23 protein-coding genes are annotated in these 22,867 nt (G+C 60.4%); 17 read left to right on the forward strand and 6 right to left on the reverse strand.

Going from position 1 to position 22,867, the window contains the following annotated elements; genetic code table 11:
• The first annotated feature begins 129 nt into the window (after positions 1 to 129).
• From PSH59_RS06255 to ispD, 7 genes are all read left to right on the forward strand, one after another.
• Positions 130 to 1,077, forward strand: a complete 948-nt coding sequence (locus tag PSH59_RS06255) for an acetyl-CoA carboxylase carboxyltransferase subunit alpha (RefSeq protein ID WP_248083801.1) — start codon at positions 130 to 132, stop codon at positions 1,075 to 1,077.
• A 144-nt stretch (positions 1,078 to 1,221) separates the two neighbouring features.
• On the forward strand, positions 1,222 to 2,541 hold the full coding sequence (gene tilS / locus PSH59_RS06260; RefSeq protein WP_305394569.1) for a tRNA lysidine(34) synthetase TilS: 1,320 nt from the start codon (positions 1,222 to 1,224) through the stop codon (positions 2,539 to 2,541).
• A 273-nt stretch (positions 2,542 to 2,814) separates the two neighbouring features.
• Positions 2,815 to 4,446, forward strand: a complete 1,632-nt coding sequence (locus PSH59_RS06265) for a CTP synthase (protein ID WP_248083803.1) — start codon at positions 2,815 to 2,817, stop codon at positions 4,444 to 4,446.
• A 5-nt stretch (positions 4,447 to 4,451) separates the two neighbouring features.
• Positions 4,452 to 5,297 (forward strand): 3-deoxy-8-phosphooctulonate synthase, encoded by an 846-nt coding sequence (gene kdsA / locus PSH59_RS06270; protein WP_248083804.1) that lies wholly within the window; start codon positions 4,452 to 4,454, stop codon positions 5,295 to 5,297.
• 157 nt (positions 5,298 to 5,454) lie between these two features.
• Entirely contained in the window at positions 5,455 to 6,744 is a 1,290-nt protein-coding gene (gene eno, locus PSH59_RS06275) for a phosphopyruvate hydratase (protein ID WP_029297253.1), read from the forward strand.
• Positions 6,745 to 6,916: 172 nt separating this feature from the next.
• On the forward strand, positions 6,917 to 7,195 hold the full coding sequence (ftsB, locus tag PSH59_RS06280) for a cell division protein FtsB (protein ID WP_248083805.1): 279 nt from the start codon (positions 6,917 to 6,919) through the stop codon (positions 7,193 to 7,195).
• Positions 7,192 to 7,899: a 2-C-methyl-D-erythritol 4-phosphate cytidylyltransferase gene (gene ispD / locus PSH59_RS06285; RefSeq protein ID WP_305394570.1), complete on the forward strand. Its 708-nt coding sequence runs from the start codon at positions 7,192 to 7,194 to the stop codon at positions 7,897 to 7,899. The genes ftsB and ispD overlap by 4 nt, the downstream gene beginning before the upstream one ends.
• 31 nt (positions 7,900 to 7,930) lie before the next feature.
• Here the strand turns inward: ispD and PSH59_RS06290 are convergent, their stop codons facing one another.
• A complete protein-coding gene (locus PSH59_RS06290) occupies positions 7,931 to 8,827 on the reverse strand; it encodes a LysR substrate-binding domain-containing protein (RefSeq protein WP_305394571.1) in 897 nt (298 codons plus the stop codon).
• 108 nt (positions 8,828 to 8,935) lie between these two features.
• On the opposite strand from PSH59_RS06290, the gene PSH59_RS06295 reads away from it, so the two are divergent.
• The 8 genes from PSH59_RS06295 to rpoS all read left to right on the forward strand — a co-directional run bounded on the left by PSH59_RS06295 (position 8,936) and on the right by rpoS (position 16,133).
• A complete protein-coding gene (locus tag PSH59_RS06295; RefSeq protein WP_017137160.1) occupies positions 8,936 to 10,048 on the forward strand; it encodes an S-(hydroxymethyl)glutathione dehydrogenase/class III alcohol dehydrogenase in 1,113 nt (370 codons plus the stop codon).
• Between the two features lie 88 nt (positions 10,049 to 10,136).
• Positions 10,137 to 10,982, forward strand: a complete 846-nt coding sequence (fghA, locus tag PSH59_RS06300; protein ID WP_248083808.1) for an S-formylglutathione hydrolase — start codon at positions 10,137 to 10,139, stop codon at positions 10,980 to 10,982.
• 54 nt (positions 10,983 to 11,036) lie between these two features.
• Complete coding sequence (gene ispF, locus PSH59_RS06305; RefSeq protein WP_248083809.1) at positions 11,037 to 11,510, forward strand: 2-C-methyl-D-erythritol 2,4-cyclodiphosphate synthase; 474 nt, start codon at positions 11,037 to 11,039, stop codon at positions 11,508 to 11,510.
• Positions 11,507 to 12,565 carry a tRNA pseudouridine(13) synthase TruD gene (gene truD / locus PSH59_RS06310; RefSeq protein ID WP_305394572.1) on the forward strand — a complete coding sequence of 353 codons (1,059 nt, stop codon included), beginning with the start codon at positions 11,507 to 11,509 and terminating at the stop codon, positions 12,563 to 12,565. Before ispF ends, truD begins: the two co-directional genes overlap by 4 nt.
• The gene (gene surE / locus PSH59_RS06315; protein ID WP_305394573.1) at positions 12,553 to 13,302 is read left to right on the forward strand and encodes a 5'/3'-nucleotidase SurE; all 750 of its coding nucleotides are present in this window, start codon (positions 12,553 to 12,555) and stop codon (positions 13,300 to 13,302) included. The genes truD and surE overlap by 13 nt, the downstream gene beginning before the upstream one ends.
• A gap of 41 nt (positions 13,303 to 13,343) precedes the next feature.
• A complete protein-coding gene (locus tag PSH59_RS06320; RefSeq protein ID WP_248083845.1) occupies positions 13,344 to 13,979 on the forward strand; it encodes a protein-L-isoaspartate(D-aspartate) O-methyltransferase in 636 nt (211 codons plus the stop codon).
• A gap of 207 nt (positions 13,980 to 14,186) precedes the next feature.
• A complete protein-coding gene (locus PSH59_RS06325) occupies positions 14,187 to 15,023 on the forward strand; it encodes a peptidoglycan DD-metalloendopeptidase family protein (protein ID WP_305394574.1) in 837 nt (278 codons plus the stop codon).
• 105 nt (positions 15,024 to 15,128) lie between these two features.
• Positions 15,129 to 16,133 carry an RNA polymerase sigma factor RpoS gene (rpoS, locus tag PSH59_RS06330; protein WP_248083813.1) on the forward strand — a complete coding sequence of 335 codons (1,005 nt, stop codon included), beginning with the start codon at positions 15,129 to 15,131 and terminating at the stop codon, positions 16,131 to 16,133.
• Between the two features lie 149 nt (positions 16,134 to 16,282).
• Here the strand turns inward: rpoS and PSH59_RS06335 are convergent, their stop codons facing one another.
• Positions 16,283 to 16,492: a cold-shock protein gene (locus PSH59_RS06335; protein WP_002554837.1), complete on the reverse strand. Its 210-nt coding sequence runs from the start codon at positions 16,490 to 16,492 to the stop codon at positions 16,283 to 16,285.
• Positions 16,493 to 16,881: 389 nt separating this feature from the next.
• Between PSH59_RS06335 and dcd the strand changes: the two genes are divergently transcribed.
• Both dcd and PSH59_RS06345 read left to right on the forward strand, forming a co-directional pair.
• Entirely contained in the window at positions 16,882 to 17,448 is a 567-nt protein-coding gene (gene dcd / locus PSH59_RS06340; RefSeq protein WP_248083814.1) for a dCTP deaminase, read from the forward strand.
• Between the two features lie 107 nt (positions 17,449 to 17,555).
• On the forward strand, positions 17,556 to 17,753 hold the full coding sequence (locus PSH59_RS06345; protein WP_010212420.1) for a hypothetical protein: 198 nt from the start codon (positions 17,556 to 17,558) through the stop codon (positions 17,751 to 17,753).
• A 23-nt stretch (positions 17,754 to 17,776) separates the two neighbouring features.
• Here the strand turns inward: PSH59_RS06345 and pdeM are convergent, their stop codons facing one another.
• From pdeM to PSH59_RS06365, 4 genes are read right to left on the reverse strand one after another with little or no spacing between them, the layout of a single operon-like run.
• On the reverse strand, positions 17,777 to 18,427 hold the full coding sequence (pdeM, locus tag PSH59_RS06350) for a ligase-associated DNA damage response endonuclease PdeM (protein ID WP_305394575.1): 651 nt from the start codon (positions 18,425 to 18,427) through the stop codon (positions 17,777 to 17,779).
• Entirely contained in the window at positions 18,427 to 20,907 is a 2,481-nt protein-coding gene (locus tag PSH59_RS06355) for a ligase-associated DNA damage response DEXH box helicase (protein ID WP_305394576.1), read from the reverse strand. Before PSH59_RS06355 ends, pdeM begins: the two co-directional genes overlap by 1 nt.
• A 58-nt stretch (positions 20,908 to 20,965) precedes the next feature.
• Positions 20,966 to 21,730: an ABC transporter ATP-binding protein gene (locus tag PSH59_RS06360; protein ID WP_305394577.1), complete on the reverse strand. Its 765-nt coding sequence runs from the start codon at positions 21,728 to 21,730 to the stop codon at positions 20,966 to 20,968.
• A gap of 13 nt (positions 21,731 to 21,743) precedes the next feature.
• Positions 21,744 to 22,862 (reverse strand): succinylglutamate desuccinylase/aspartoacylase family protein, encoded by a 1,119-nt coding sequence (locus PSH59_RS06365; RefSeq protein ID WP_248083818.1) that lies wholly within the window; start codon positions 22,860 to 22,862, stop codon positions 21,744 to 21,746.
• Between the last annotated feature and the right edge of the window lie 5 nt (positions 22,863 to 22,867).

Consider the following 22,867-nt stretch of genomic DNA (forward strand, 5'->3'; position numbering starts at 1 on the left):
GATAGCATTTCGCCTGATCTCGACTGAACATTTAATCTCGACCTAAACGCGCCTCTCCCTTAAGGTAGGGCGCGAATAGACAACCGGCTGGCCGGGCACGCCCTGGCCGTCGACCCAAGACGGACGCTTATGAACCCGAATTTTCTTGATTTCGAACAGCCGATCGCTGACCTGCAAGCCAAGATCGAAGAGCTGCGCCTGGTCGGCAATGACAATTCGCTGAATATCGGCGATGAGATCGCCCGCCTGCAAGACAAGAGCAGCACGCTCACCGAAGACATCTTCGGCAAGCTGACCAGCTGGCAGATTGCGCGCCTGGCTCGCCACCCGCGCCGTCCGTACACCCTGGACTACATTCAGCATATCTTCACCGAATTCGACGAGCTGCACGGCGATCGTCACTTCTCCGACGACGCGGCCATCGTGGGTGGCATCGCGCGTTTGGACGACCAGCCAGTCATGGTTATCGGTCACCAGAAAGGCCGTGAAGTGCGTGAGAAAGTGCGCCGCAACTTCGGCATGCCGCGTCCGGAAGGCTACCGCAAGGCCTGCCGCCTGATGGAAATGGCTGAGCGTTTCAAGATGCCAATCCTGACCTTCATCGATACGCCAGGGGCTTACCCAGGCATCGACGCCGAAGAGCGCAACCAGAGCGAAGCGATTGCCTGGAACCTGCGCGTCATGTCCCGCCTGAAAACCCCGATCATCGCCACCGTGATCGGTGAAGGTGGTTCTGGCGGTGCACTGGCCATTGGTGTCTGCGACCAACTGAACATGCTGCAATATTCGACCTACGCGGTGATCTCGCCGGAAGGTTGCGCCTCGATTTTGTGGAAAACCGCCGACAAGGCGCCGGACGCTGCCGAAGCCATGGGCATCACCGCCGATCGCCTCAAGGGCCTGGGTATCGTGGACAAAGTGATCGCCGAGCCGTTGGGCGGCGCCCACCGCGATCCTGCCGCTGCTGCTGCCACCATCCGTGCTGAACTGGGTTCGCAGTTGGCGATGCTCAAGAAGCTGGATAACGAAGCACTGCTGGCCCGTCGTTATGAGCGCCTGATGAGCTACGGTCTGTAAAGTCCGTTCTAAATGTGGACGTGGCCCGCCTTGGTGAGCGGGCTTGTCGAATCGTCGCACCGCCCGCGCTGGGCTGCGAAGCAGCCCTATGGGTTCAGAGGAACCCATAGTCGAACGTATCCAGGGTCGGGGGCGGTACATCTGATGAAACCCCTGCTCCCCGCCAAACTCCTGCAAGCCCTGGCTCCCTGGCGCAACGCCCCGGCCTGGCATATCGCCTTCTCTGGTGGGCTCGATTCCACCGTCTTGCTGCACCTGCTGGCCTCCCTTGCAACGACCGAAACGCTGCCGCCTCTCAGAGCGGTCCATGTGCATCATGGCCTGCAAGCGGCAGCCGATGCCTGGCCGGCTCATTGCCAAGCGGTATGTGACCGCCTGGGCGTGCCGTTGCGGGTGATGCATGTGCACGTGCAGCCAGGCGCCAGCCTTGAGCGCGCGGCCCGTGATGCGCGCTATCAGGCGTTCGAAGAGGTGACGGGAGCAGGGGAGGCGCTGCTGACGGGCCAGCACCGCGAGGATCAGGCCGAAACCTTATTGTTCCGTCTGTTGCGTGGGGCGGGCGTGCGCGGGCTGTCGGCAATGCCCGTGTGTCGGCCGTTGGCGGGTGGTTACCTGCTGCGGCCGTTATTGGGTGTGTCGCGCGTTGAGCTGCACGTGTATGCCCGCGAGCACCAACTGCAGTGGATCGAAGACCCGTCCAACACGGACCTGCGCTTTTCGCGTAACTACCTGCGGCAACACGTGTTCCCGATGCTGACGGCGCGCTGGCCTCAAACCGTCCCCAGTCTGGCGCGCGCCGCTGAACACCTCAGTGAAGCCCAGGGGCTACTGGATGACTTGGCCCGTATGGACCTTGAGGTCGCAGACCAACCTTCGCCCTTTGCCTGGCTGCCCCTGCCGTCACTGGCCGTTGCGTCACTGCGTGAGCTTTCCGATGCCCGTCAGCGCAACGCCTTGCGTTACTGGCTGACTCCGCTTACACGTTTACCCGACAGCGACCACTGGTCCGGCTGGCATTGCCTGCGCGATGCCAAGGGCGATGCACAGCCACTGTGGCGCCTGGCCGACGGCGAGTTGCAGCGCGGCGGCGGGCGCATCTGGTGGTTGCCGCGTGAATGGTCGGAATTTTCCCACGCAACGGTGAGCTGGCCCGATCCGCAAAGCCCACTAGAGTTACCCGGCAATGGCCGCTTGGAACTGATTGGCCAAGTGCCCGCAGGACCGTTGACGGTTCGCTATCGCCAAGGCGGTGAAATCCTCGAAGTGCCCGGTCGGGGTCGGCGTGACTTGAAGCGCCTACTCAACGAAAGTGGGCTGCCGGGCTTCGTCCGTGGCAGATTGCCGCTGCTGTATCGTGGCGAGCAATTGCTGGGTGTGCCCAGCGTTGCTGGATCTTGGGCGGTCACGACTGAAGGCTGGCAATTACATTGGATGCCACAGACCTGCGATCAAGGTTTGAGCTGATAGAGCCTTTCCGGTAGACTACGCTCCCTTCTTGATACAACTTCTGTGGATTCGCCTGAATCGCAGGAGTTGCCGATTACCAAGCAGTCTTTGCTGGGCGATTCCAAAAAATGTGTAGCGATCAACGTACCGGTGTTTCATTGCTGGTCTGTCACAACGCGGCGGTTTTTTTGAAAGGTGCACTGTGATTAATGCAGGTGATCGGGGGCTTCGGCCTCTCTTCGCTTTCCCCGGCGGCTCGGACCGCTTTAACGCAGACTTCTAGGGTTTTTCATGACGCGCTACATATTCGTCACGGGCGGTGTTGTTTCTTCATTGGGGAAAGGCATTGCCTCCGCTTCATTGGCGGCCATCCTGGAGGCGCGGGGGCTTAAAGTCACCATGCTCAAGCTGGACCCGTACATCAACGTCGACCCGGGCACCATGAGCCCGTTCCAGCACGGTGAAGTGTTCGTCACACACGACGGCGCCGAGACCGACCTGGACCTGGGCCACTACGAGCGGTTCATCCGCACGACCATGACCCAGAACAACAACTTCACCACCGGCCGTGTCTACGAGCACGTGCTGCGCAAAGAGCGTCGTGGTGACTACCTGGGTGCAACCATCCAGGTAATCCCGCACATCACCGACGAAATCAAGCGCCGCATCATCAAGGGTGCCGGCGATGCCGACGTGGCGATGGTCGAGATCGGTGGCACCGTGGGTGACATCGAATCCCAGCCGTTCCTCGAAGCCATCCGCCAATTGCGTTTCGAAGTCGGCGCCAAGCGCGCGATGCTGATGCACCTGACCTTGGTGCCGTACATCGCCACCGCCGGCGAAACCAAAACCAAGCCTACCCAGCACTCGGTCAAGGAACTGCGTTCCATTGGTCTGCAACCGGACGTGCTGGTGTGCCGCTCGGATCACCCGATCGACATCTCCTCGCGTCGCAAGATCGCGCAGTTCACTAACGTTGAAGAACGCGCGGTGATTGCCCTGGAAGACGCCGACACCATCTACAAAATCCCCGGCATCCTGCATTCGCAAGGCCTGGACGATTTCGTGGTTGAGCGTTTTGGCCTGCAGTGCAATGGCGCTGACTTGTCCGAGTGGGAAGCCGTGGTCGACGCCAAGCTCAATCCGGAGCACGAAGTCACCATCGCCATGGTCGGCAAGTACATGGAACTGCTGGATGCATACAAGTCGCTTATCGAAGCGATGAGCCACGCCGGTATCAGCAACCGTACCAAGGTCAACCTGCGCTACATCGACTCCGAAGACATCGAGAACCAGGGCACTGCGCTGCTCGAGGGTGTCGATGCAATCCTCGTACCCGGCGGTTTCGGCCTGCGTGGCGTGGAAGGCAAGATCACCGCCGTGCAGTACGCTCGTGAGAACAAGGTGCCGTACCTGGGGATCTGCCTGGGCATGCAAGTGGCCGTTATCGAGTTCGCCCGTAACGTGCTGGGCTGGAAAGACGCCAACTCCACCGAGTTCGACAGCAAGAGCGGCCACCCGGTCGTGGGCCTGATCACTGAGTGGGAAGACGCCACCGGCGCCGTTGAGACCCGTACCGAAAGCTCCGACCTGGGCGGCACCATGCGGCTTGGCGCACAGGACTGCCTGCTGGAACAGGGTTCTCTGGTTCACGATTGCTACGGCAAGGACGTGATCGTCGAGCGTCACCGTCACCGTTACGAAGTGAACAACAACCTGCTGCCGCAGATTAAAGAAGCCGGCCTGAAAATTTCCGGTCGCTCCGGTGATGGCGCGCTGGTTGAAGTGGTTGAAGCACCGGATCATCCATGGTTCGTCGCCTGCCAGTTCCACCCGGAGTTCACCTCGACTCCACGTGACGGTCACCCGTTGTTCAGCGGTTTCGTTAAAGCCGCACTGACGCAACATCAGAAGAAGGCGTAAACCTGATGGCCCAGAAGATCATTCGCGTAGGCGACATCGAGATTGCCAACGACAAGCCCATGGTGCTGTTTGGCGGCATGAACGTACTGGAAAGCCGCGACATGGCGATGCAGGTCTGTGAAGCGTACGTCAAGGTTACCGAGAAACTCGGTATCCCTTACGTGTTCAAGGCCAGCTTCGACAAGGCCAACCGTTCGTCCGTGACCTCCTATCGCGGCCCAGGTCTTGAAGAAGGCATGCGGATCTTCCAGGACATCAAGCAAGCCTTCGGCGTGCCGATCATTACCGACGTGCACGAGCCTGAACAGGCCGCGGTCGTCGCCGAGGTGTGCGACATCATCCAGTTGCCGGCCTTCTTGTCGCGCCAGACCGATCTGGTCGTGGCGATGGCCAGGACCGGCGCTGTGATCAATATCAAGAAAGCCCAGTTCCTCGCGCCTCAGGAAATGAAACACATCCTGAACAAGTGCGTGGAAGCGGGTAACGACCAGTTGATCCTGTGCGAGCGCGGTTCGAGCTTCGGCTACAACAACCTCGTGGTGGACATGCTTGGTTTCGGCATCATGAAGCAGTTCGAATACCCGGTGTTCTTCGACGTGACCCACGCGCTGCAAATGCCCGGTGGTCGTGCCGATTCCGCTGGTGGGCGCCGTGCCCAGGTGCTGGACCTGGCCAAGGCGGGCATCAGCCAGTCCCTGGCCGGCCTGTTCCTGGAAGCCCATCCGGACCCGGATAACGCCAAATGCGACGGCCCATGCGCCCTGCGCCTGGACAAACTGGAGCCATTCCTGGCCCAGCTCAAGCAACTGGACGAACTGGTCAAGAGTTTTCCGACGGTAGAGACCGCGTAAGCCGCGTTTCTCCGGTAGACTTTCCCACGTTTTCTGCTCAGGCCCTCGGGCCTGAGCCTTGTCGCCTGCAAGCCTGCCCCGTTGTTCCACCCTTGCGGTCGGTCAAAAGTTTCCCTTCAGCTGCGTCGTTTTCGTCAACTTTGGAGTGTTTACAACAATGGCAAAAATCGTCGACATCAAAGGTCGTGAAGTTCTCGACTCCCGTGGCAACCCCACCGTCGAAGCCGACGTGCTTCTCGATAACGGCATCATCGGCAGCGCCTGCGCGCCGTCCGGTGCTTCCACCGGTTCGCGCGAAGCGCTGGAACTGCGTGATGGCGACAAGAGCCGTTACCTGGGCAAGGGTGTACTCAAGGCTGTAGCCAACATTAACGGCCCGATTCGTGACCTGCTGCTGGGCAAGGACCCGCTGGACCAAAAAGCCCTGGACCACGCGATGATCAAGCTCGACGGCACCGAAAACAAAGGTAGCCTGGGCGCGAACGCCATCCTCGCCGTGTCCCTGGCCGCAGCCAAGGCGGCCGCCCAGGACCAGGACCTGCCGCTGTACGCGCACATCGCCAACCTGAACGGCACGCCGGGTGTGTACTCGATGCCGGTACCGATGATGAACATCATCAACGGTGGCGAGCACGCCGATAACAACGTCGATATCCAGGAATTCATGGTGCAGCCGGTTGGCGCCAAGACCTTCTCCGAAGGCCTGCGCATGGGCACCGAGATTTTCCATCACCTCAAGGCTGTGCTGAAGGCCCGTGGCCTGAGCACCGCAGTGGGTGACGAAGGTGGTTTCGCGCCCAACCTGGCGTCCAACGAAGATGCACTGAAAGTGATCTCCGAAGCCGTGGCCAATGCCGGCTACAAGCTGGGCACCGACGTGACCCTGGCTCTGGACTGCGCGGCCAGCGAGTTCTATGAAGACGGCAAGTACAACCTGTCCGGCGAAGGCCAGGTGTTCAACTCCGAAGGTTTTGCCGAATACCTGAAGGGCCTGACCCAGCGCTACCCGATCATCTCGATCGAAGACGGCCTGGACGAGTCCGACTGGGACGGCTGGAAGATCCTCACCGATAAAATCGGCGAGAAAATCCAGCTGGTGGGCGACGACTTGTTCGTGACCAACACCAAGATCCTGAAAGAAGGCATCGACAAAAAGATCGCCAACTCGATCCTGATCAAGTTCAACCAGATCGGCACCCTGACCGAAACCCTGGAAGCGATCCAGATGGCCAAGGCTGCGGGCTACACCGCGGTGATCTCCCACCGTTCCGGCGAAACCGAAGACTCGACCATTGCCGACCTGGCTGTGGGCACCTCGGCAGGCCAGATCAAGACCGGTTCCCTGTGCCGTTCCGATCGCGTTTCCAAGTACAACCAATTGCTGCGCATCGAAGAGCAATTGGGTGGCAAAGCCAAGTACAACGGTCGCGGCGAGTTTCGCGGCTGATCGCTGAGCAGTAAAAAAGTCAGCGGATTGCGTCGGAAAATTCACGATAGTGAACATTTCGGCGTTAATCTGATGGCTATCAAGCACAAGCCTGGTTCTTCCAGGCTTCGTGCTATCAGTTGCTTCAAAAGTTTTGCATGGCTGTCTTTTTTCACTGGATACCCGATATTCGATGCGCAGTCCCAATTGGTTGTTCCTCGTCTTGCTCTTGTTGCTGGCTGGCCTGCAGTACCGCCTATGGGTGGGTAATGGCAGCTTTGCCCAGGTAAAAGACCTGACCCAGCAAATTGCCGACCAGCGCGCCGAAAACGAACGCCTGCTGGAGCGCAATCGCGTGCTCTACGCCGAAGTGCTTGAGCTGAAAAAAGGCACGGAGACTGTTGAAGAGCGGGCGCGCCATGAGTTGGGCATGGTCAAGGAGGGCGAGACCCTCTACCAGTTGGCCCAATGAGCAACAGCTTGCCGGCCTTCTGGGCCGTGATTCCTGCCGCGGGCGTCGGTGCCCGTATGGCCGCGGACCGTCCCAAGCAATATTTGCAGTTGGGCGGGCGCACTATTCTCGAACACAGTCTCTGCTGTTTTCTCGACCATCCAGCGCTCAAGGGCCTGGTGGTCAGTCTTGCTCCGGATGATCCCTATTGGCCCACGCTGGCCTGTTCTGTTGACCCGCGTATCCAGCGCGCAGACGGCGGTTCAGAGCGCTCGGGCTCGGTACTCAATGCACTGCTGCACTTGAACGCCCTGGGCGCCAGTGATGACGACTGGGTGCTGGTGCATGATGCTGCCCGGCCCAATTTGAGCCGTGATGATCTCGACAAACTGTTAAGCGAACTGGCTGATGATCCTGTCGGTGGTCTGCTGGCGGTGCCGGCCCGTGACACCCTCAAGCGTGTCGACAAGCACGGCCGCGTGGTGGAAACCGTGGATCGCAGCTTGATCTGGCAAGCCTACACGCCGCAAATGTTCCGCCTCGGTGCCTTGCACCGCGCATTGGCCGACAGCCTGGTGGCCGACGCGGTTATCACCGACGAAGCCTCGGCCATGGAATGGTCCGGCCAGGCGCCACGCCTGATCGAAGGGCGGTCGGACAATATCAAGGTGACCCGGCAGGAGGATCTTGAGTGGTTGCGGTTGCGCTGGGTTAACCGGCGTTAATCAGTTGCCGCGTCGCCCCTTCAGTGAGCGATCAACTGCTGTACTCCGGCCGTCCAGCCAAGCCCTCCTTCAAAAAGTCCACCAACTTTCGAACTTTGGGCGACAAATGCCGCTGCTGCGGATACAGCGCCCACACCGCCGTATTCGGCGGCTGATGCGCTTCCAGCAGCGACACCAGCGCCCCGCTGTGCAAGTGCTGCAGCACGTAATAGTCGGGCAGCTGGCACAACCCCACGCCTTGCAATGCGGCCTCCAACACCGCCTGCCCACTGTTGCAACGCCAGTTTCCCTGCACTCGCTGAGAAAACTCCCGCCCATCCTGGGCCAGTTGCCAGACGTCCGAACTGCCGATCAGGCAGTTATGTCGGCTCAACTCCGACAAACTATGCGGGCGGCCGTACCGTTCGAGGTAGGACGGCGACGCGCAGAGGTACATGCGCCGTGGCGCCAGGCGGCTGGCAACCATCCTCGAGTCTGAAAGGCGTCCCAGGCGAATCGCCAGGTCCAAACCCTCGTGCACGAGGTCGAGTTGGCGGTTGCTCAGTTCGATGTCCACCCGCAACTGCGGGTAAAGCCCCATGAAGCGCGTCACCAACGGCACGATAAACCGCTCGCCGTACGCCACGGCACAGGTCATGCGCAGCATGCCCTTGGGTTCACTGGTCAGGTCGCCCACCGCGCGCAGCGCTTCTTCGCGTCCGTCTTGCAGTCGTTGGCAATGCTGGAGGAAGGTTTGCCCGGCTTCGGTCAGCGTCACTTTGCGGGTGCTGCGGTACAACAAGCGTGTTTGCAGGCGCTCTTCCAGGCGCGCGACCTGACGGCTGATATGGGACGAGGAAACGCCCAGGCGTTCGGCGGCGGCAGTGAACTGGCTGCATTCGGCCACCGCGACAAATTCATCGATGCCTTCCCAGCGGTTCTCCAACATGATGATTATCCCTGTAAGGCAATAATGTTTTGCTTTGTGCCGGATTATTAATCACTGGGCGCTGTTTTACACTGCCGTTCTCACTTTTAAGCCCCTGGAGAAACCCGGATGATCAAGTCACGCGCCGCTGTCGCCTTTGAAGCCAAAAAACCGCTGGAGATCGTTGAAGTGGATGTTGCCATGCCCAAGGCGGGTGAAGTCCTGCTGCGCGTGGTGGCTTCCGGCGTATGCCACACCGACGCCTACACCCTGTCGGGCGCGGACCCGGAAGGCATCTTCCCGTCGATCCTGGGTCACGAAGGCGGCGCTGTGGTTGAAGCGATCGGCGAGGGCGTCACCTCGGTTGCCGTGGGTGATCATGTGATTCCGCTGTACACCCCGGAATGCGGCAAGTGCAAATTCTGCCTGTCGGGCAAGACCAACCTGTGCCAGGCCATTCGCTCCACCCAGGGTAAAGGCCTGATGCCCGACGGCACCACGCGTTTTTCCTACAAGGGCCAGCCGATTTTCCACTACATGGGGACCTCGACCTTCTCGGAGTACACCGTGCTGCCGGAAATTTCCGTGGCCAAGATTCCTAAAGAGGCACCGCTGGAAAAAGTCTGCCTGCTCGGTTGCGGCGTCACCACCGGCATTGGTGCGGTGATCAATACCGCCAAGGTCAAGCCGGGCGACACCGTGGCCATCTTCGGTCTTGGCGGTATAGGCCTGTCGGCTGTGATCGGTGCGGTCAAGGCCAAGGCCGGTCGCATCATCGCGATCGATATCAACCCGGCCAAGTTTGAAATCGCCAAGCAATTGGGTGCCACCGATTGCATCAACCCAAAAGACTACGACCGCCCGATCCAGGACGTGATCGTCGATTTGACTGACGGTGGTGTGGACTTTTCCTTCGAGTGCATCGGCAACGTGCAACTGATGCGCGCGGCCCTCGAGTGCTGCCACAAAGGCTGGGGCGAGTCGGTGATTATCGGTGTGGCCGGTGCCGGGCAGGAAATCTCTACTCGACCTTTCCAGTTGGTGACCGGTCGCGTCTGGCGCGGTTCGGCCTTCGGCGGCGTGCGTGGCCGTACGGAATTGCCTAGCTACGTGGAAATGGCCCAGACCGGTGAAATCCCGCTGGATACCTTCATCACCCACACCATGGGCCTGGAAGATATCAACAAAGCGTTTGACCTGATGCATGAAGGCAAGAGCATTCGTACCGTCATTCATTTTTGAAGCAGCGGCAAGTTGCAAGCGTCAAGCTGCAAGAGGGTTTACGCCCACATGCGGCTTGTAGCTTTCGGCTTGCAGTTGGGAGCATCCCATGAGTCTGGAAAACCTGTCGTGCCAGAAAAGCTTCGGTGGCTGGCACAAACGCTACAAGCATCATTCCGATGTGCTCGGTTGCGACATGACCTTTGCTGTGTACCTGCCGCCGCAAGCGGAGCAGGGCGGCAAGCTGCCGGTGCTGTACTGGCTGTCCGGGTTGACCTGCACCGATGAGAATTTCATGCAGAAGGCCGGCGCTCAGCGCATGGCTGCCGAACTGGGGCTGATCATCGTTGCGCCCGACACCAGCCCACGTGGTCCCGGCGTGCCGGGCGACCCTGATAACGCCTGGGATTTTGGCCTGGGGGCCGGGTTTTATCTGAATGCCACCCAGGAACCCTGGGCCAAGCATTACCGGATGCATGACTACGTGGTGCAGGAATTACCTGCATTGGTGGAAGCGCATTTCCCGGCGTCGGGCAAGCGCGGTATCAGCGGCCACTCCATGGGCGGTCACGGAGCATTGGTGTGTGCTCTGCGCAACCCTGGGCGTTACCTCTCGGTGTCGGCGTTTTCGCCGATCAACAACCCGATGGATTGCCCCTGGGGCCAGAAAGCCTTTTCCCGTTACCTGGGCGAAGAACGCTCGAAGTGGCGCGAATGGGATGCCTGCGTGTTGATCAGCGAAGCCTCGGAAAAGCTGCCGCTGCTGGTGGATCAGGGCGACCGCGACGATTTCCTCGCCGTGCAACTCAAGCCAGAAGCCCTGCAGCAAGCAGCCAAAGCGGCCAAGCATCCGCTCGAACTGCGCCTGCAACCCGGCTACGACCACAGCTACTTCTTCATCGCCAGCTTCATCGAAGACCATTTGCGACACCATGGCCGTGCTTTGCTCGGTTAATGTGAGGCAAAAGTAGGTAGAATCACGCCCTGAATTAAATCGGGGCGTTTTTTTATGCGTATTGGCCACGGCTACGATGTGCACCGTTTCGCTGAAGGCGATTTCATCACCCTGGGCGGTGTGCGCATTGCGCACCACCATGGGTTGCTGGCTCATTCCGACGGCGATGTTGTGTTGCACGCCTTGAGCGATGCCTTGCTCGGCGCGGCGGCGTTGGGTGACATCGGCAAGCACTTTCCGGACACCGACCCTACTTTCAAGGGCGCGGACAGCCGTGTATTGCTGCGCCATGTGGTGGGCCTTATCCATGCCAAAGGCTGGAAAGTCGCTAACGTCGACAACACCATCGTGGCCCAGGCGCCGAAAATGGCGCCCCATATCGAGTCGATGCGCGCAGTGATTGCCGCAGACCTGCACATAGAATTGGATCAAGTGAACGTGAAAGCCACCACCACCGAAAAGCTCGGGTTCACCGGTCGTGAAGAGGGCATCGCGGTGCACTCCGTCGCCTTGTTGCTGCGCGCATGAATGATCTGGAACTGCTGGGTCCGCGTGCCTACGGCGAGGCCCTGGGCAGCGCGGTCCTGAAGGCCACTGCCGAAGATTTTCAGGTCGACGAAGTACTGGATATCCCGCTGAGCGGCGACGGCGAGCACCTGTGGCTGTGGGTGGAAAAACGCGGCCTCAACACGGAGGAAGCGGCCCGCCGTATCGCCAAGGCCGCCGGCGTGCCGCTGCGCACCGTCAGCTATGCCGGGCTCAAGGATCGACAGGCGCTGACCCGCCAATGGTTCAGTGTGCAACTGCCGGGCAAGGCTGACCCGGATATGAGCGCTGCGCAGGACGACACGCTCAAGATCCTTAAAACCGTCCGCCACAGGCGCAAATTGCAGCGCGGTGCGCACTCGGCCAACGGCTTTACGTTGCGTCTTACTCAGTTGGTCGGTGATACCGCCGCCATCGACGCGCGCCTGCAACAGATTGCACAACACGGCATCCCCAATTACTTCGGCGCCCAGCGTTTTGGTCATAACGGCGGCAACGTCGTGGACGCACGCGAGTGGGCGGCCCGCAAGGCCTTGCCGGAACAGCGCAACGTGCGTTCGCGGTTGCTGTCCACCGCGCGCAGCTTCCTGTTTAACAAGGTGCTGGCGGCACGTGTCGCCGATGGCTCCTGGCAGCGGGCTCAGGTCGGAGACCTGCTGGCGTTCACCGACAGCCGCAGTTTTTTCCCGGCGGGCGAGGCGGAATGCAGCGACCCACGCCTGGCGATCCTGGACCTGCACCCCACCGGGCCGCAGTGGGGCGAGGGTGATTCGCCCGCGACAGGTGCTACCCATGAACTCGAACAGGCCATCGCGGCCGGTGAGGCCGACCTGCGTGATTGGCTGGTGAATGCCGGCATGAGCCAGGAACGTCGCATTCTGCGGCTGCCCATTGGCGGGTTGACGTGGCATTATCCCGGGCCTGACATTCTGCAATTGGAATTCGTCCTGCCGGCCGGATGCTTCGCCACTGTCTTGGTGCGCGAGCTTGTTGATCTGGTGCCGGTGGGGCAGACGGACAGCCCATGCGTATTCTGATATCTAACGATGACGGTGCCACCGCACCCGGTCTTGCCGCGCTCTATGCTGCGCTGCAGGATTACGCCGAGTGCGTGGTGGTTGCCCCCGACCAGGACAAAAGCGGCGCGAGCAGTTCGCTGACACTCGACCGTCCGCTGCACCCGCAGGTCCTGGCCAATGGCTTTATCAGTGTGAACGGCACGCCCACCGACTGCGTGCACCTGGCGATCAACAGCTTGCTGGATCATGAGCCGGACCTGGTGGTGTCGGGTATCAACCTTGGCGCCAACCTGGGTGACGATGTGTTGTATTCCGGTACCGTGGCGGCCGCGCTCGAAGGGCGTTTCCTGGGGCGTACCTCGTTCGCGTTTTCCTTGGCCTCGCGCCAATTGGACAACCTGCCCACCGCTGCCTATTTTGCGCGCAAGCTGGTGGAGGCCCACGGTTCGCTGGACTTGCCGCCGCGCACGGTACTCAACGTCAATATCCCCAATTTGCCCCTGGATCACATTCGCGGTATTCAACTGACACGGCTGGGCCATCGCGCCCGCGCGGCGGCCCCGTTGAAAGTGGTCGATCCGCGTGGCAAGGAAGGCTATTGGATCGCGGCAGCGGGCGATGCCGAAGATGGTGGCGAGGGCACGGACTTTCACGCGGTGATGCAAGGTTATGTGTCGATTACCCCGTTGCAACTCGATCGCACCTTCAGTGACGCCTTCCGTGGTCTCGATGGCTGGCTGGAGGGGCTGCGCTGATGGCTCGTGAACAAGACGACCTGCTGCGTCGTGGCATCGGGATGACCTCCCAGCGCACCCGTGAGCGTTTGATCCAGCGCCTGTACGAAGAGGGCCTGTCCAACGCCCAGGTGCTCGAAGTGATCCGTCGCACCCCGCGTCATCTCTTCGTCGATGAGGCCCTGGCCCATCGTGCATACGAAGACACGGCATTGCCCATCGGCCATAACCAGACCATCTCCCAGCCTTATATGGTGGCGCGCATGAGCGAGCTGCTGCTGGCGGCGGGCCCCCTGGACAAAGTGCTGGAGATCGGCACCGGCTCCGGCTACCAGACGGCGGTGTTGTCGCAGTTGGTGGAGCGGGTGTTTTCGGTCGAGCGCATCAAGGTGTTGCAGGATCGCGCCAAGGAACGCCTGGTGGAACTGAACCTGCGCAACGTGGTATTCCGCTGGGGCGATGGCTGGGAAGGCTGGCCGGCGCTGGCGCCGTACAACGGCATTATTGTGACCGCCGTGGCTACCGATGTTCCGCAAGCGCTGCTCGATCAATTGGCCCCCGGCGGGCGGTTGGTTATCCCGGTGGGCTCGGGTGAAGTGCAACAATTGATGCTTATCGTGCGCGAAGAAAACGGTTTTTCCCGGCATGTGCTCGGCGCCGTACGCTTTGTGCCGTTGCTCAACGGCCCGCTGGCTTGATCAATTTTCGTCGGCAGTGAATTCCGCTGCCGGGGATGTGTCTTACGGCGGGGTCTATCAAGTCAACACGATGGACGCAGCGATTCAACACACTGAATCATTGGTTTCAGTGGTGTGCCGGTAAAACTTCAATGCCCAGTTATACTTGCGGCATATTTCAGGCCTGATACAGGCGTACATGTTCAGCCACCATAAAGGGAGCGGCGGGTGAGTCTCACAGGTCTTGCGCAGCGTATGAGTAAAACAAGTTTTCAACGACTGGTGCTTGGCCTCGTCTTCGGTTCCTTGTTGGTAGGCTGTTCCAGCTCGCCAAGCAGCGGCGCGCGGGTCGTTGACCGCAATAGTGCCGCACCGCAAAAGCCGACGGTGACCACCGGGCAATATGTGGTGCGCAAGGGCGACACGCTGTTCTCGATCGCCTTCCGTTATGGCTGGGACTACAAGGCGCTTGCAGCCCGTAACAATATTCCTGTGCCGTACACGATCCACCCGGGTCAGACGATTCGCTTCGATGGGCGCACCGGTTCTACACCTACGGCAGTTGTGACAAACACCCGATCCTCGCCATCTTCGTCGAGCAAAACCACGATCATCACCCGGCCTGCCGGTACGCCGGCGGCGACGTCGACAAGCAAGCCGGCCCCCGCCCCGTTGCCCCCGGCAGGGCCCGCACCGACTGGTTGGGGATGGCCTTCGAACGGCGTGTTAATTGGAAAATTCTCTTCAAACGGTAGTTTGAATAAAGGCATTGATATCGCCGGGGATTTGGGACAGCCTGTTTTAGCTGCGTCTGATGGGACAGTGGTGTACGCCGGGAGTGGTTTACGGGGCTACGGCGAGCTGGTCATCATCAAACACAGCGATACCTACGTCAGTGCCTACGGTCATAACCGCAGGCTGTTGGTTCGGGAGGGGCAGCAGGTCAAAGTCGGACAGACAATTGCCGAAATGGGGTCAACTGGTACGGACCGGGTGAAACTGCACTTTGAGATTCGCCGTCAAGGGAAGCCTGTAGATCCATTGCAATTCCTACCCCGTCGTTGATGTGTTGCCAGCCTGTTCCCTCACGTAGAAGGAACAGGCTCCAGCGTTGCCAAGGATAAAGGCGTCGCTTGAGCTTGAGGTCGAACTCACCAAAGGACTATAACAATGGCTCTCAGTAAAGAAGCGCCGGAGTTTGACATCGACGATGAGGTTCTCCTTATGGAGACCGGTATCGCAATGGAATCGATGTCGAATGAGGGACCTGCAACACCTTCAGTTCGCACCAAATCCAAGAACTCCACCGCGTTAAAGCAACACAAATACATTGATTACACACGGGCGCTTGATGCTACCCAGTTGTATCTCAATGAAATCGGCTTTTCCCCTCTGCTCACTCCCGAAGAAGAAGTCCATTTTGCGCGCTTGTCGCAAAAGGGAGATCCGGCTGGGCGCAAACGCATGATTGAAAGCAACCTGCGCCTGGTGGTGAAAATCGCCCGACGCTATGTCAATCGTGGACTGTCGCTATTGGATCTGATCGAGGAGGGCAACCTGGGCCTGATCCGGGCGGTGGAGAAGTTCGACCCTGAGCGCGGCTTCCGGTTCTCGACGTATGCTACCTGGTGGATTCGCCAGACCATCGAACGGGCGATCATGAATCAGACCCGTACGATCCGGTTGCCGATCCATGTGGTCAAGGAGCTCAACGTCTACCTGCGGGCAGCGCGTGAACTCACTCAAAAACTCGATCATGAACCTTCTCCCGAAGAGATCGCCAATCTGCTGGAAAAACCGGTAGGTGAGGTCAAGCGTATGCTTGGCCTGAATGAGCGCGTGTCTTCGGTAGACGTCTCGCTGGGCCCGGATTCGGATAAAACTCTGCTGGACACCCTGACGGATGATCGCCCTACAGATCCTTGCGAGCTGTTGCAGGACGATGATCTGTCCCAAAGCATTGACCAGTGGCTATGTGAGCTCACAGACAAGCAGCGTGAGGTGGTGATTCGCCGCTTTGGCCTGCGTGGTCATGAGAGCAGCACTCTGGAGGACGTAGGCCTGGAGATTGGTCTGACTCGCGAGCGTGTGCGGCAGATCCAGGTAGAGGGGCTCAAGCGCCTGCGTGAGATCCTGGAGAAGAATGGCTTGTCGAGTGAGTCGTTGTTTCAATAAGCGCGACGCAGGACCGAAATGTGGGAGCGGGCAAGTCCGCTCCCACATTTTTTTATGCCGGTCTTACATCTTTGCCGTTCGGGCCAAACCCCGGGCATAAAAAAACCCCGCTTTTGAGGGCGGGGTCTTTTCGACTAAGTCAGTACAAGTTAGATAACTTGAACTTCTTCAGCTTGCATGCCTTTCTGACCGCGGGTAGCGATGAAAGAAACCTGTTGGCCTTCTTTCAGGCTTTTGAAGCCGTCGGATTGGATAGCTTTGAAGTGAACGAACAGGTCGTCACCGGATTGTGGAGTGATGAAGCCGAAGCCTTTTTCATCGTTGAACCACTTAACGGTACCAGTTTGGCGATTAGACATGGTGTAACTCCTTGAACAAAGTTAACTGCGACTCAGGAAAAGCCCTGGCCGAGACTGAGTGCAAAGAGCAGGAAAAATTCTTGGAGATGGTTGGATCGAAATTCAACATATCGTGTAGAGATTCTCAGTGACACAAGCAACACAGTGACGCCACCTTAACCCTTTTTCCGGAACGTGCCAATGGTATTTCCGAAGGTTTCTCTAATTTCGTGACTGGCGGTGGTATTTGCATTCACTACGCGCAGCCATCCGGGCCCCGGCCTCGCTGGCTGAGGCTTAAGGCCGCCGGCACATTCACCAAGAAAAGCCCCACGCCCTTTGAACCCCAACGCCGGCCCCGGTAAGATGCCACACAGAATTTTTCCACCTCGCTATTCAGGACACCCGCCATGAGCATCAAATCGGACAAGTGGATTCGCCGCATGGCGCAAGAGCACGGCATGATCGAGCCCTTCGTCGAGCGCCAGATGCGTGGTGAAGGTGCAGAACGCGTCATTTCCTATGGTGTTTCCAGCTATGGCTACGACGTGCGTTGTGCCGATGAATTCAAGGTGTTCACCAACATCAATTCGGCCACCGTCGATCCGAAAAACTTCGACGAAAAGAGCTTCGTCGACATCAAGAGCGACGTGTGCATCATTCCCCCTAACTCCTTTGCCCTGGCACGCACCGTGGAGTTCTTCCGGATTCCCCGCGACGTACTGACCATTTGTCTCGGTAAAAGCACCTACGCGCGCTGCGGCATCATCGTCAACGTGACCCCGCTTGAGCCAGAGTGGGAAGGCCACGTCACCCTCGAGTTCTCCAACACCACCACTTTGCCGGCGAAAATCTACGCCAACGAAGGTGTGGCGCAGATGCTGTTTTTGCAGTCCGACGAGGCCTGTGAAGTGTCCTACAAAGACCGTGGCGGCAAGTACCAGGGCCAGCTCGGCGTCACCTTGCCACGGGCTTGATCGAAAGGTCCTACGCGTAAAGGGAATTAGTCTGCAGAAATTGACTCTATTGGGTGTACTGCCTCGGCGCGTGCAAAACGCGTCGGGCCACGCTTGAGGAGTGCCTTATGAAGATCGACCCGCGAATCAGCGCAGAACTTGCCCGGCTGGAACCCAACCAGATTGGTGTGCTGGCCTGGTCCCTGATGGCCGATCCCGCCTATGCGGGCGGCATCCCCGGCCAACCTGAGCCGGACTACCCACAGCCTACTGAGCCTGGCGAACCGACCCTTCCGGATGAGCCGCCACCCGCACCTGTTGCCTGAAGCCTGAGCGGCCAGTCTTTGCCTCAGCGCACTGGCCAGACCTGGTGATCGCCGATCACGAAGATTCGGTGGTCATTGGCTTGCTCCACAGGATGCCCCCCGGTAAACGCGCCGAAGGCCGGCAGCACGCTGACCCGAGCGCCCAACTGAAAGCACGGCAGACGCAGATGCTGGCGTCCTTTGCCGCGCAAGCGATACACCGGGTGCACATGCCCCGCCAGCACATGGTGGCTGGTGTGCGCATCCGGTTCGTGTTGCAAGGCAAACGGCCCCATCAACAATGGCTCGCTGACCACGTCGATCCCCAGGTCGGCAGGCGGGTCCCCCGCGCGCTTATCGTGATTGCCACGAATCAGCGTCATGGGCAGCTCGCAATGACGCGCCCGCCAGCTTCTGAGCGCGTTCAAGGTGCCGCTGGCGTGGGAGCCGGGGCCGTGCAGAAAGTCACCGAGAAAGATGACCTGCGCGCACGGCAGGGCTGCCAACAGCCGATCCAGCCGGTGCAGGTTCTCGGTGGTGGTCCCCTGCGGCACCGGTTGCCCCAGGCTGCGATAGGCCGATGCCTTGCCGAAATGCGCGTCGGCAATCAGCAGGCACTGGCGCGCGGGCCAGTAAATGGCCTTGTCCGCGAGCAACCATAGTTCTTCCCCCTCAAGCGTCACCGGGTAATGCATCAGCGTTTTCCGTTATCCGCGACCTTTTCCAGATCCTTGACCATGCGCGCAATGCGCTCCGACAGCTTTTCTGAACTCATGCTTTCGCGCATCCGCTCCACCAGTAAGGGAAAGGCCAAGGGCGTGGGCCGATCAATGACATGCATGTCCAATTTCAGCGCCGATAGGCGCAGTAATGTCTCTTCCAACCGACGAATATCCAACTCGTCACGCAGGACTTCTTCCCCCGCTTGAGTCAGTAGCAAGTTCTGCGGGTCATATTGCTTGAACACCTCAAAGAACAAACCGCTGGACGCCTGCACCTGCCGCGTACTTTTCGGCGCGCCGGGATAGCCGGCGAACACCAGCCCGGCGATGCGTGCGATTTCACGAAAGCGGCGCAGGGCCAACTCTCCTGCGTTCAGGCTGGCCGCGACGTCCTCAAGCAGATTTGCCGGGCTGAGCAACCCTGCGTTCAGTACAACCGGCCAATCTACCGCCGTAGCGCTCAGCAGTTCCAAACCGTAATCATTGACTGCGATGGAGAAGGTCAGCGGTTGCACCTGACTGACCCGCCACGCCAGCAAGCTGGCCAGTCCCAGATGCACTTGGCGCCCGGCGAACGGGTACAGGAACAGGTGCCACCCCTCCCGGGATTTCAACGCTTCGGCCAACAGATGTTCGCGCGTGGGCAGGCCCGACCAGCGCAACTGCGTCTGCAAAAGGGGTTGCACCGCGTGCATCTCAGGGCCCTCGAAATGCCCCTGGGCGGCAGCGTCAAAGCGTTCCACCACCGCTTGCGCCAGCTCGTTTGAAAGCGGCATACGCCCGCCATTCCAGCGCGGCACGGCAGCTTTTTTTGCGTTGCTGCGACGCACGTAGGCAGTCATGTTTTCCACGCGCACCAACTCCAATAAACGCCCGGCAAACAGGAACCCGTCACCGGGCTTGAGCCGCGCGATAAAGCCTTCCTCGACGCTGCCCAGATTCTTACCGCCGCCGCCTTTGCTCCAGAATTTCAGCTGGATGCTGGCGTCGCTGACAATGGTGCCCACGCTCATGCGGTGGCGGCGCGCCAGGCGTGCATCGGGGACGCGCCAGACGCCGCGTTCATCGGGCTCCACGCGGCGGTAATCCGGATAAGCGGTCAGCGACAGCCCACCATGGCGCACAAACCCCAGCGCCCAGGCCCAATCCGCCGCGCTGAGATCGCGATACGCCCACGCGCCGCGCACTTCGGTGAATAACGCATCGGGTGTAAAGCCGGTGCCCAAGGCCATGCTGACCAGATGCTGTACGAGTACGTCCAGCGGCTTGTAGGGTGACTCGCGGGCTTCGATGCGGCGTTCGGCAATCGCGTCCTGGGCCGCGGCGGCCTCCACCAATTCCAGGCTGTGGGTGGGCACCAGCGTCACCCGCGACGGCCGGCCCGGTGCATGGCCGGAGCGGCCAGCGCGTTGCATCAGCCGCGCGACGCCTTTGGCCGAGCCGATCTGCAACACCCGCTCCACCGGTAAAAAATCCACCCCCAGGTCCAGGCTGGAGGTGCACACCACCGCTTTGAGATGGCCCTCCTTCAACGCGCGCTCCACCCAATCACGGGTTTCCCGCGACAGCGAACCGTGGTGCAGCGCGATCACCCCCGCCCAGTCCGGGCGAGCCTCAAGCAGCGCCTGGTACCAGATTTCCGATTGTGCCCGCGTGTTGGTAAACACCAGACAACTGCTGCTGGCGTCCACTTCGGCCACCACCTGCGGCAGCATCTTCAAGCCGATATGCCCGGCCCACGGGAAACGCTCGGCAACCGGTGGCAGCAACGTGTCGATGATCAACTGCTTGGCCGTCTGCCCCTGCACATTGATCCCGTCGCCGTGTGGGACCAAGACCTCCAGCGCGTGGGCTTGATTACCCAAGGTGGCTGAGATCCCCCACACCATCAATTCTGGATGCCAGCGTCGCAGCCGCGCCAAGGCCAATTGCAGCTGCACGCCCCGCTTATTGCCGATCAACTCATGCCACTCATCCACTACCACCATGCGCAGGTGCGCCAGGCTGGTCTGGCTGTCGGCGCGGGCCAGCATCAGGGTCAGGCTTTCCGGGGTGGTGACCAGGGCGGTCGGTTGGCGACGGGTCTGGCGTGCACGCTCGCTGCTGCTGGTGTCGCCGGTGCGCAGGCCGACACTCCAAGGAATCTGCAAGGCCTCCAGCGGTGCTTCAAGGGCGCGCGCGGTGTCGGCGGCCAATGCCCGCATCGGCGTGATCCACAAAACGGTCAGCGGTTCAGCGGGCGGCTTGCGTTTGCCCGTGACCGGTGGGCGGGTGACGGCGAAGCGATTGAGCGCGGCAAACCATAGCGCGTAGGTTTTACCGGCGCCGGTGCTGGCATGCAGCAACCCCGAATGGCCGTCTTTAACTGCCGCCCACACCGCTTTTTGAAAGGCGAACGGCTTCCAGCCTTTGGCGGCAAACCATTGCTTGGCGAAGTCGGTGGGTTTTGCCATACGGCAGCTGACATTCCGGAGGGTCTATTCCCACAGACCCTCCAGGCACCCCAAAGGTTTACTTCAGATTGCCACTCAAGAACTGCTGCAAGCGCTCGCTTTTCGGGTTACCCAGCACATCCTCGGGTGCGCCCTGTTCCTCCACCAGACCTTTATGCAGGAACAGCACCTGGCTCGACACCTTGCGCGCAAAGCTCATTTCATGGGTCACCATGATCATGGTGCGGCCTTCCTCGGCCAGCCCCTGGATCACCTTCAGTACTTCGCCGACCAGTTCCGGGTCCAGCGCCGAGGTGGGTTCGTCGAACAACATGACCTCCGGCTCCATGGCCAGGGCGCGGGCGATAGCCACCCGCTGTTGCTGCCCACCGGAGAGAAATGCCGGGTATTGGTCCGCCACCCGCGCGGGCAGACCCACCTTGTCGAGGTAGCGGCGGGCGCGATCCTCGGCGTCTTTCTTGCTGCAGCCCAGCACCCGGCGCGGCGCCATGGTGATGTTTTCCAGCACGCTCATGTGGCTCCACAGGTTGAAGTGCTGGAACACCATCGCCAGGCGCGTGCGCAGGCGCTGCAGTTCGGCGTCGTCGGCCACGCGCATGCCGTGGCGATCGCTGACCATGCGGATTGGCTGACCATCAAGGGTCATGGCGCCGTCGTCTGGGGTTTCCAGGAAGTTGATGCAGCGCAAAAAGGTACTTTTACCTGAGCCGCTGGCGCCGATCAGGCTGATCACGTCACCGGTCCTGGCCTTGAGCGAAACACCTTTGAGCACCTCATTGTCGCCATAGCTTTTATGCAGGCCTTCAACGGTCAATTTGTACATGGGGCGTGCATCCTCAAGGCGAAAGTAGGTAGCCGCTACGGTAGGCCTGGGTCCCTGCGACATGGCCGATGACCATCCCTGCAGTGGCCATGCGGCGTAGCGAACGGGCGTAAAGCAGGCCTGCGTTTTGGCAGTACACTGGCGTTACGCGGTCGGTAATGGGGTCGATGATTTCGGCGAGCAGTTGCCCGGCTTCCAGGTGTTCGCCGGGCAGGGCGCTGAACACCAGCAGGCCGCCGACCGGCGTGACCACCGGCTCAACGCCCGCCAGCGGGGTGGCCGGGTAGGGCAGGTCGGGCAGTGGCGCCGGGTCGCCGGTAATGGCGCCGAAGTGAATCAGGTAGTTGATGATCGCCTGGCAGTCGAGGCTGGCCAGGCCGTGGTTGACGTCACCCTGGCCACGCAGCTCGACCGTCACCGAAAAGCTGCCCATGGGAATCGGGAAGCGCTCGCCGAAACGTTGCTGCAATTGCCACCACACCAGGGTGAAACACTCATCGAAGGACTGCCCGCCGGAGTCGGTGGCCAGCAAGTTGGCCTCCGAGCCGATATAGCGCGCCAGCGGTTCCACCAGCGGCCAGGCGGCAGGCGTGGTGTACAGGTGCGCCACGGCTTCGAAGTCGCAGTGCAGGTCGAGCACCATGTCCGCATCACAGGCCAGGCGTTGCAGCACCAGGCGCTGGGATTGCAATTGCGTCGCCGCGGTCTGCCCGGCCAGCGCCATGTTCAGTGCAGCGCGGATCAGTTCGGCGTTGTGCTGGGGATCGTCACCGAGCAGGTTCTCGACCTGATCGCCCACCTCCTCGCTGAGGTCGACAAACAGGCGATTGAAGTTCTGCCCGCTTTCCAGCTCATAACGGCCCAGCGGGGTGTCCATCAATACCTGTTCCAGGCCTGCCGGGTTGGCGATGGGCACCAGCACGATCTCGCTCACCAAGCGCCCGGCGGCCGCCAATTCGGCCAGGCGCACCTTCAAGTGCCACGCCACCAACATGCCCGGCAGTTCGTCGGCATGCAGCGATGACTGTATGTACACCTTGCCCGTGGCCTGGGGCGGGCCGAAGTGAAAACTGTGAATCTGCCGCGCGGTGCCGGGCACCGGCGCGATCAGTTCGTGTACCTGATGACGCATACGGT

This window comes from Pseudomonas sp. FP2309, from assembly GCF_030687575.1.
Taxonomy (GTDB): domain Bacteria; phylum Pseudomonadota; class Gammaproteobacteria; order Pseudomonadales; family Pseudomonadaceae; genus Aquipseudomonas.

Excerpts from the sequence above, each read along its gene's own strand:
- PSH59_RS06255 (WP_248083801.1), top strand. The coding sequence starts at position 130 with ATGAACCCGAATTTTCTTGATTTCGAACAGCCGATCGCTGACCTGCAA.
- tilS (WP_305394569.1), top strand. The coding sequence starts at position 1,222 with ATGAAACCCCTGCTCCCCGCCAAACTCCTGCAAGCCCTGGCTCCCTGG.
- PSH59_RS06265 (WP_248083803.1), top strand. The coding sequence starts at position 2,815 with ATGACGCGCTACATATTCGTCACGGGCGGTGTTGTTTCTTCATTGGGG.
- kdsA (WP_248083804.1), top strand. The coding sequence starts at position 4,452 with ATGGCCCAGAAGATCATTCGCGTAGGCGACATCGAGATTGCCAACGAC.
- eno (WP_029297253.1), top strand. The coding sequence starts at position 5,455 with ATGGCAAAAATCGTCGACATCAAAGGTCGTGAAGTTCTCGACTCCCGT.
- ftsB (WP_248083805.1), top strand. The coding sequence starts at position 6,917 with ATGCGCAGTCCCAATTGGTTGTTCCTCGTCTTGCTCTTGTTGCTGGCT.
- ispD (WP_305394570.1), top strand. The coding sequence starts at position 7,192 with ATGAGCAACAGCTTGCCGGCCTTCTGGGCCGTGATTCCTGCCGCGGGC.
- PSH59_RS06290 (WP_305394571.1), bottom strand. The coding sequence starts at position 8,827 with ATGTTGGAGAACCGCTGGGAAGGCATCGATGAATTTGTCGCGGTGGCC.
- PSH59_RS06295 (WP_017137160.1), top strand. The coding sequence starts at position 8,936 with ATGATCAAGTCACGCGCCGCTGTCGCCTTTGAAGCCAAAAAACCGCTG.
- fghA (WP_248083808.1), top strand. The coding sequence starts at position 10,137 with ATGAGTCTGGAAAACCTGTCGTGCCAGAAAAGCTTCGGTGGCTGGCAC.
- ispF (WP_248083809.1), top strand. The coding sequence starts at position 11,037 with ATGCGTATTGGCCACGGCTACGATGTGCACCGTTTCGCTGAAGGCGAT.
- truD (WP_305394572.1), top strand. The coding sequence starts at position 11,507 with ATGAATGATCTGGAACTGCTGGGTCCGCGTGCCTACGGCGAGGCCCTG.
- surE (WP_305394573.1), top strand. The coding sequence starts at position 12,553 with ATGCGTATTCTGATATCTAACGATGACGGTGCCACCGCACCCGGTCTT.
- PSH59_RS06320 (WP_248083845.1), top strand. The coding sequence starts at position 13,344 with ATGACCTCCCAGCGCACCCGTGAGCGTTTGATCCAGCGCCTGTACGAA.
- rpoS (WP_248083813.1), top strand. The coding sequence starts at position 15,129 with ATGGCTCTCAGTAAAGAAGCGCCGGAGTTTGACATCGACGATGAGGTT.
- PSH59_RS06335 (WP_002554837.1), bottom strand. The coding sequence starts at position 16,492 with ATGTCTAATCGCCAAACTGGTACCGTTAAGTGGTTCAACGATGAAAAA.
- dcd (WP_248083814.1), top strand. The coding sequence starts at position 16,882 with ATGAGCATCAAATCGGACAAGTGGATTCGCCGCATGGCGCAAGAGCAC.
- PSH59_RS06345 (WP_010212420.1), top strand. The coding sequence starts at position 17,556 with ATGAAGATCGACCCGCGAATCAGCGCAGAACTTGCCCGGCTGGAACCC.
- pdeM (WP_305394575.1), bottom strand. The coding sequence starts at position 18,427 with ATGCATTACCCGGTGACGCTTGAGGGGGAAGAACTATGGTTGCTCGCG.
- PSH59_RS06355 (WP_305394576.1), bottom strand. The coding sequence starts at position 20,907 with ATGGCAAAACCCACCGACTTCGCCAAGCAATGGTTTGCCGCCAAAGGC.
- PSH59_RS06360 (WP_305394577.1), bottom strand. The coding sequence starts at position 21,730 with ATGTACAAATTGACCGTTGAAGGCCTGCATAAAAGCTATGGCGACAAT.
- PSH59_RS06365 (WP_248083818.1), bottom strand. The coding sequence starts at position 22,862 with ATGCGTCATCAGGTACACGAACTGATCGCGCCGGTGCCCGGCACCGCG.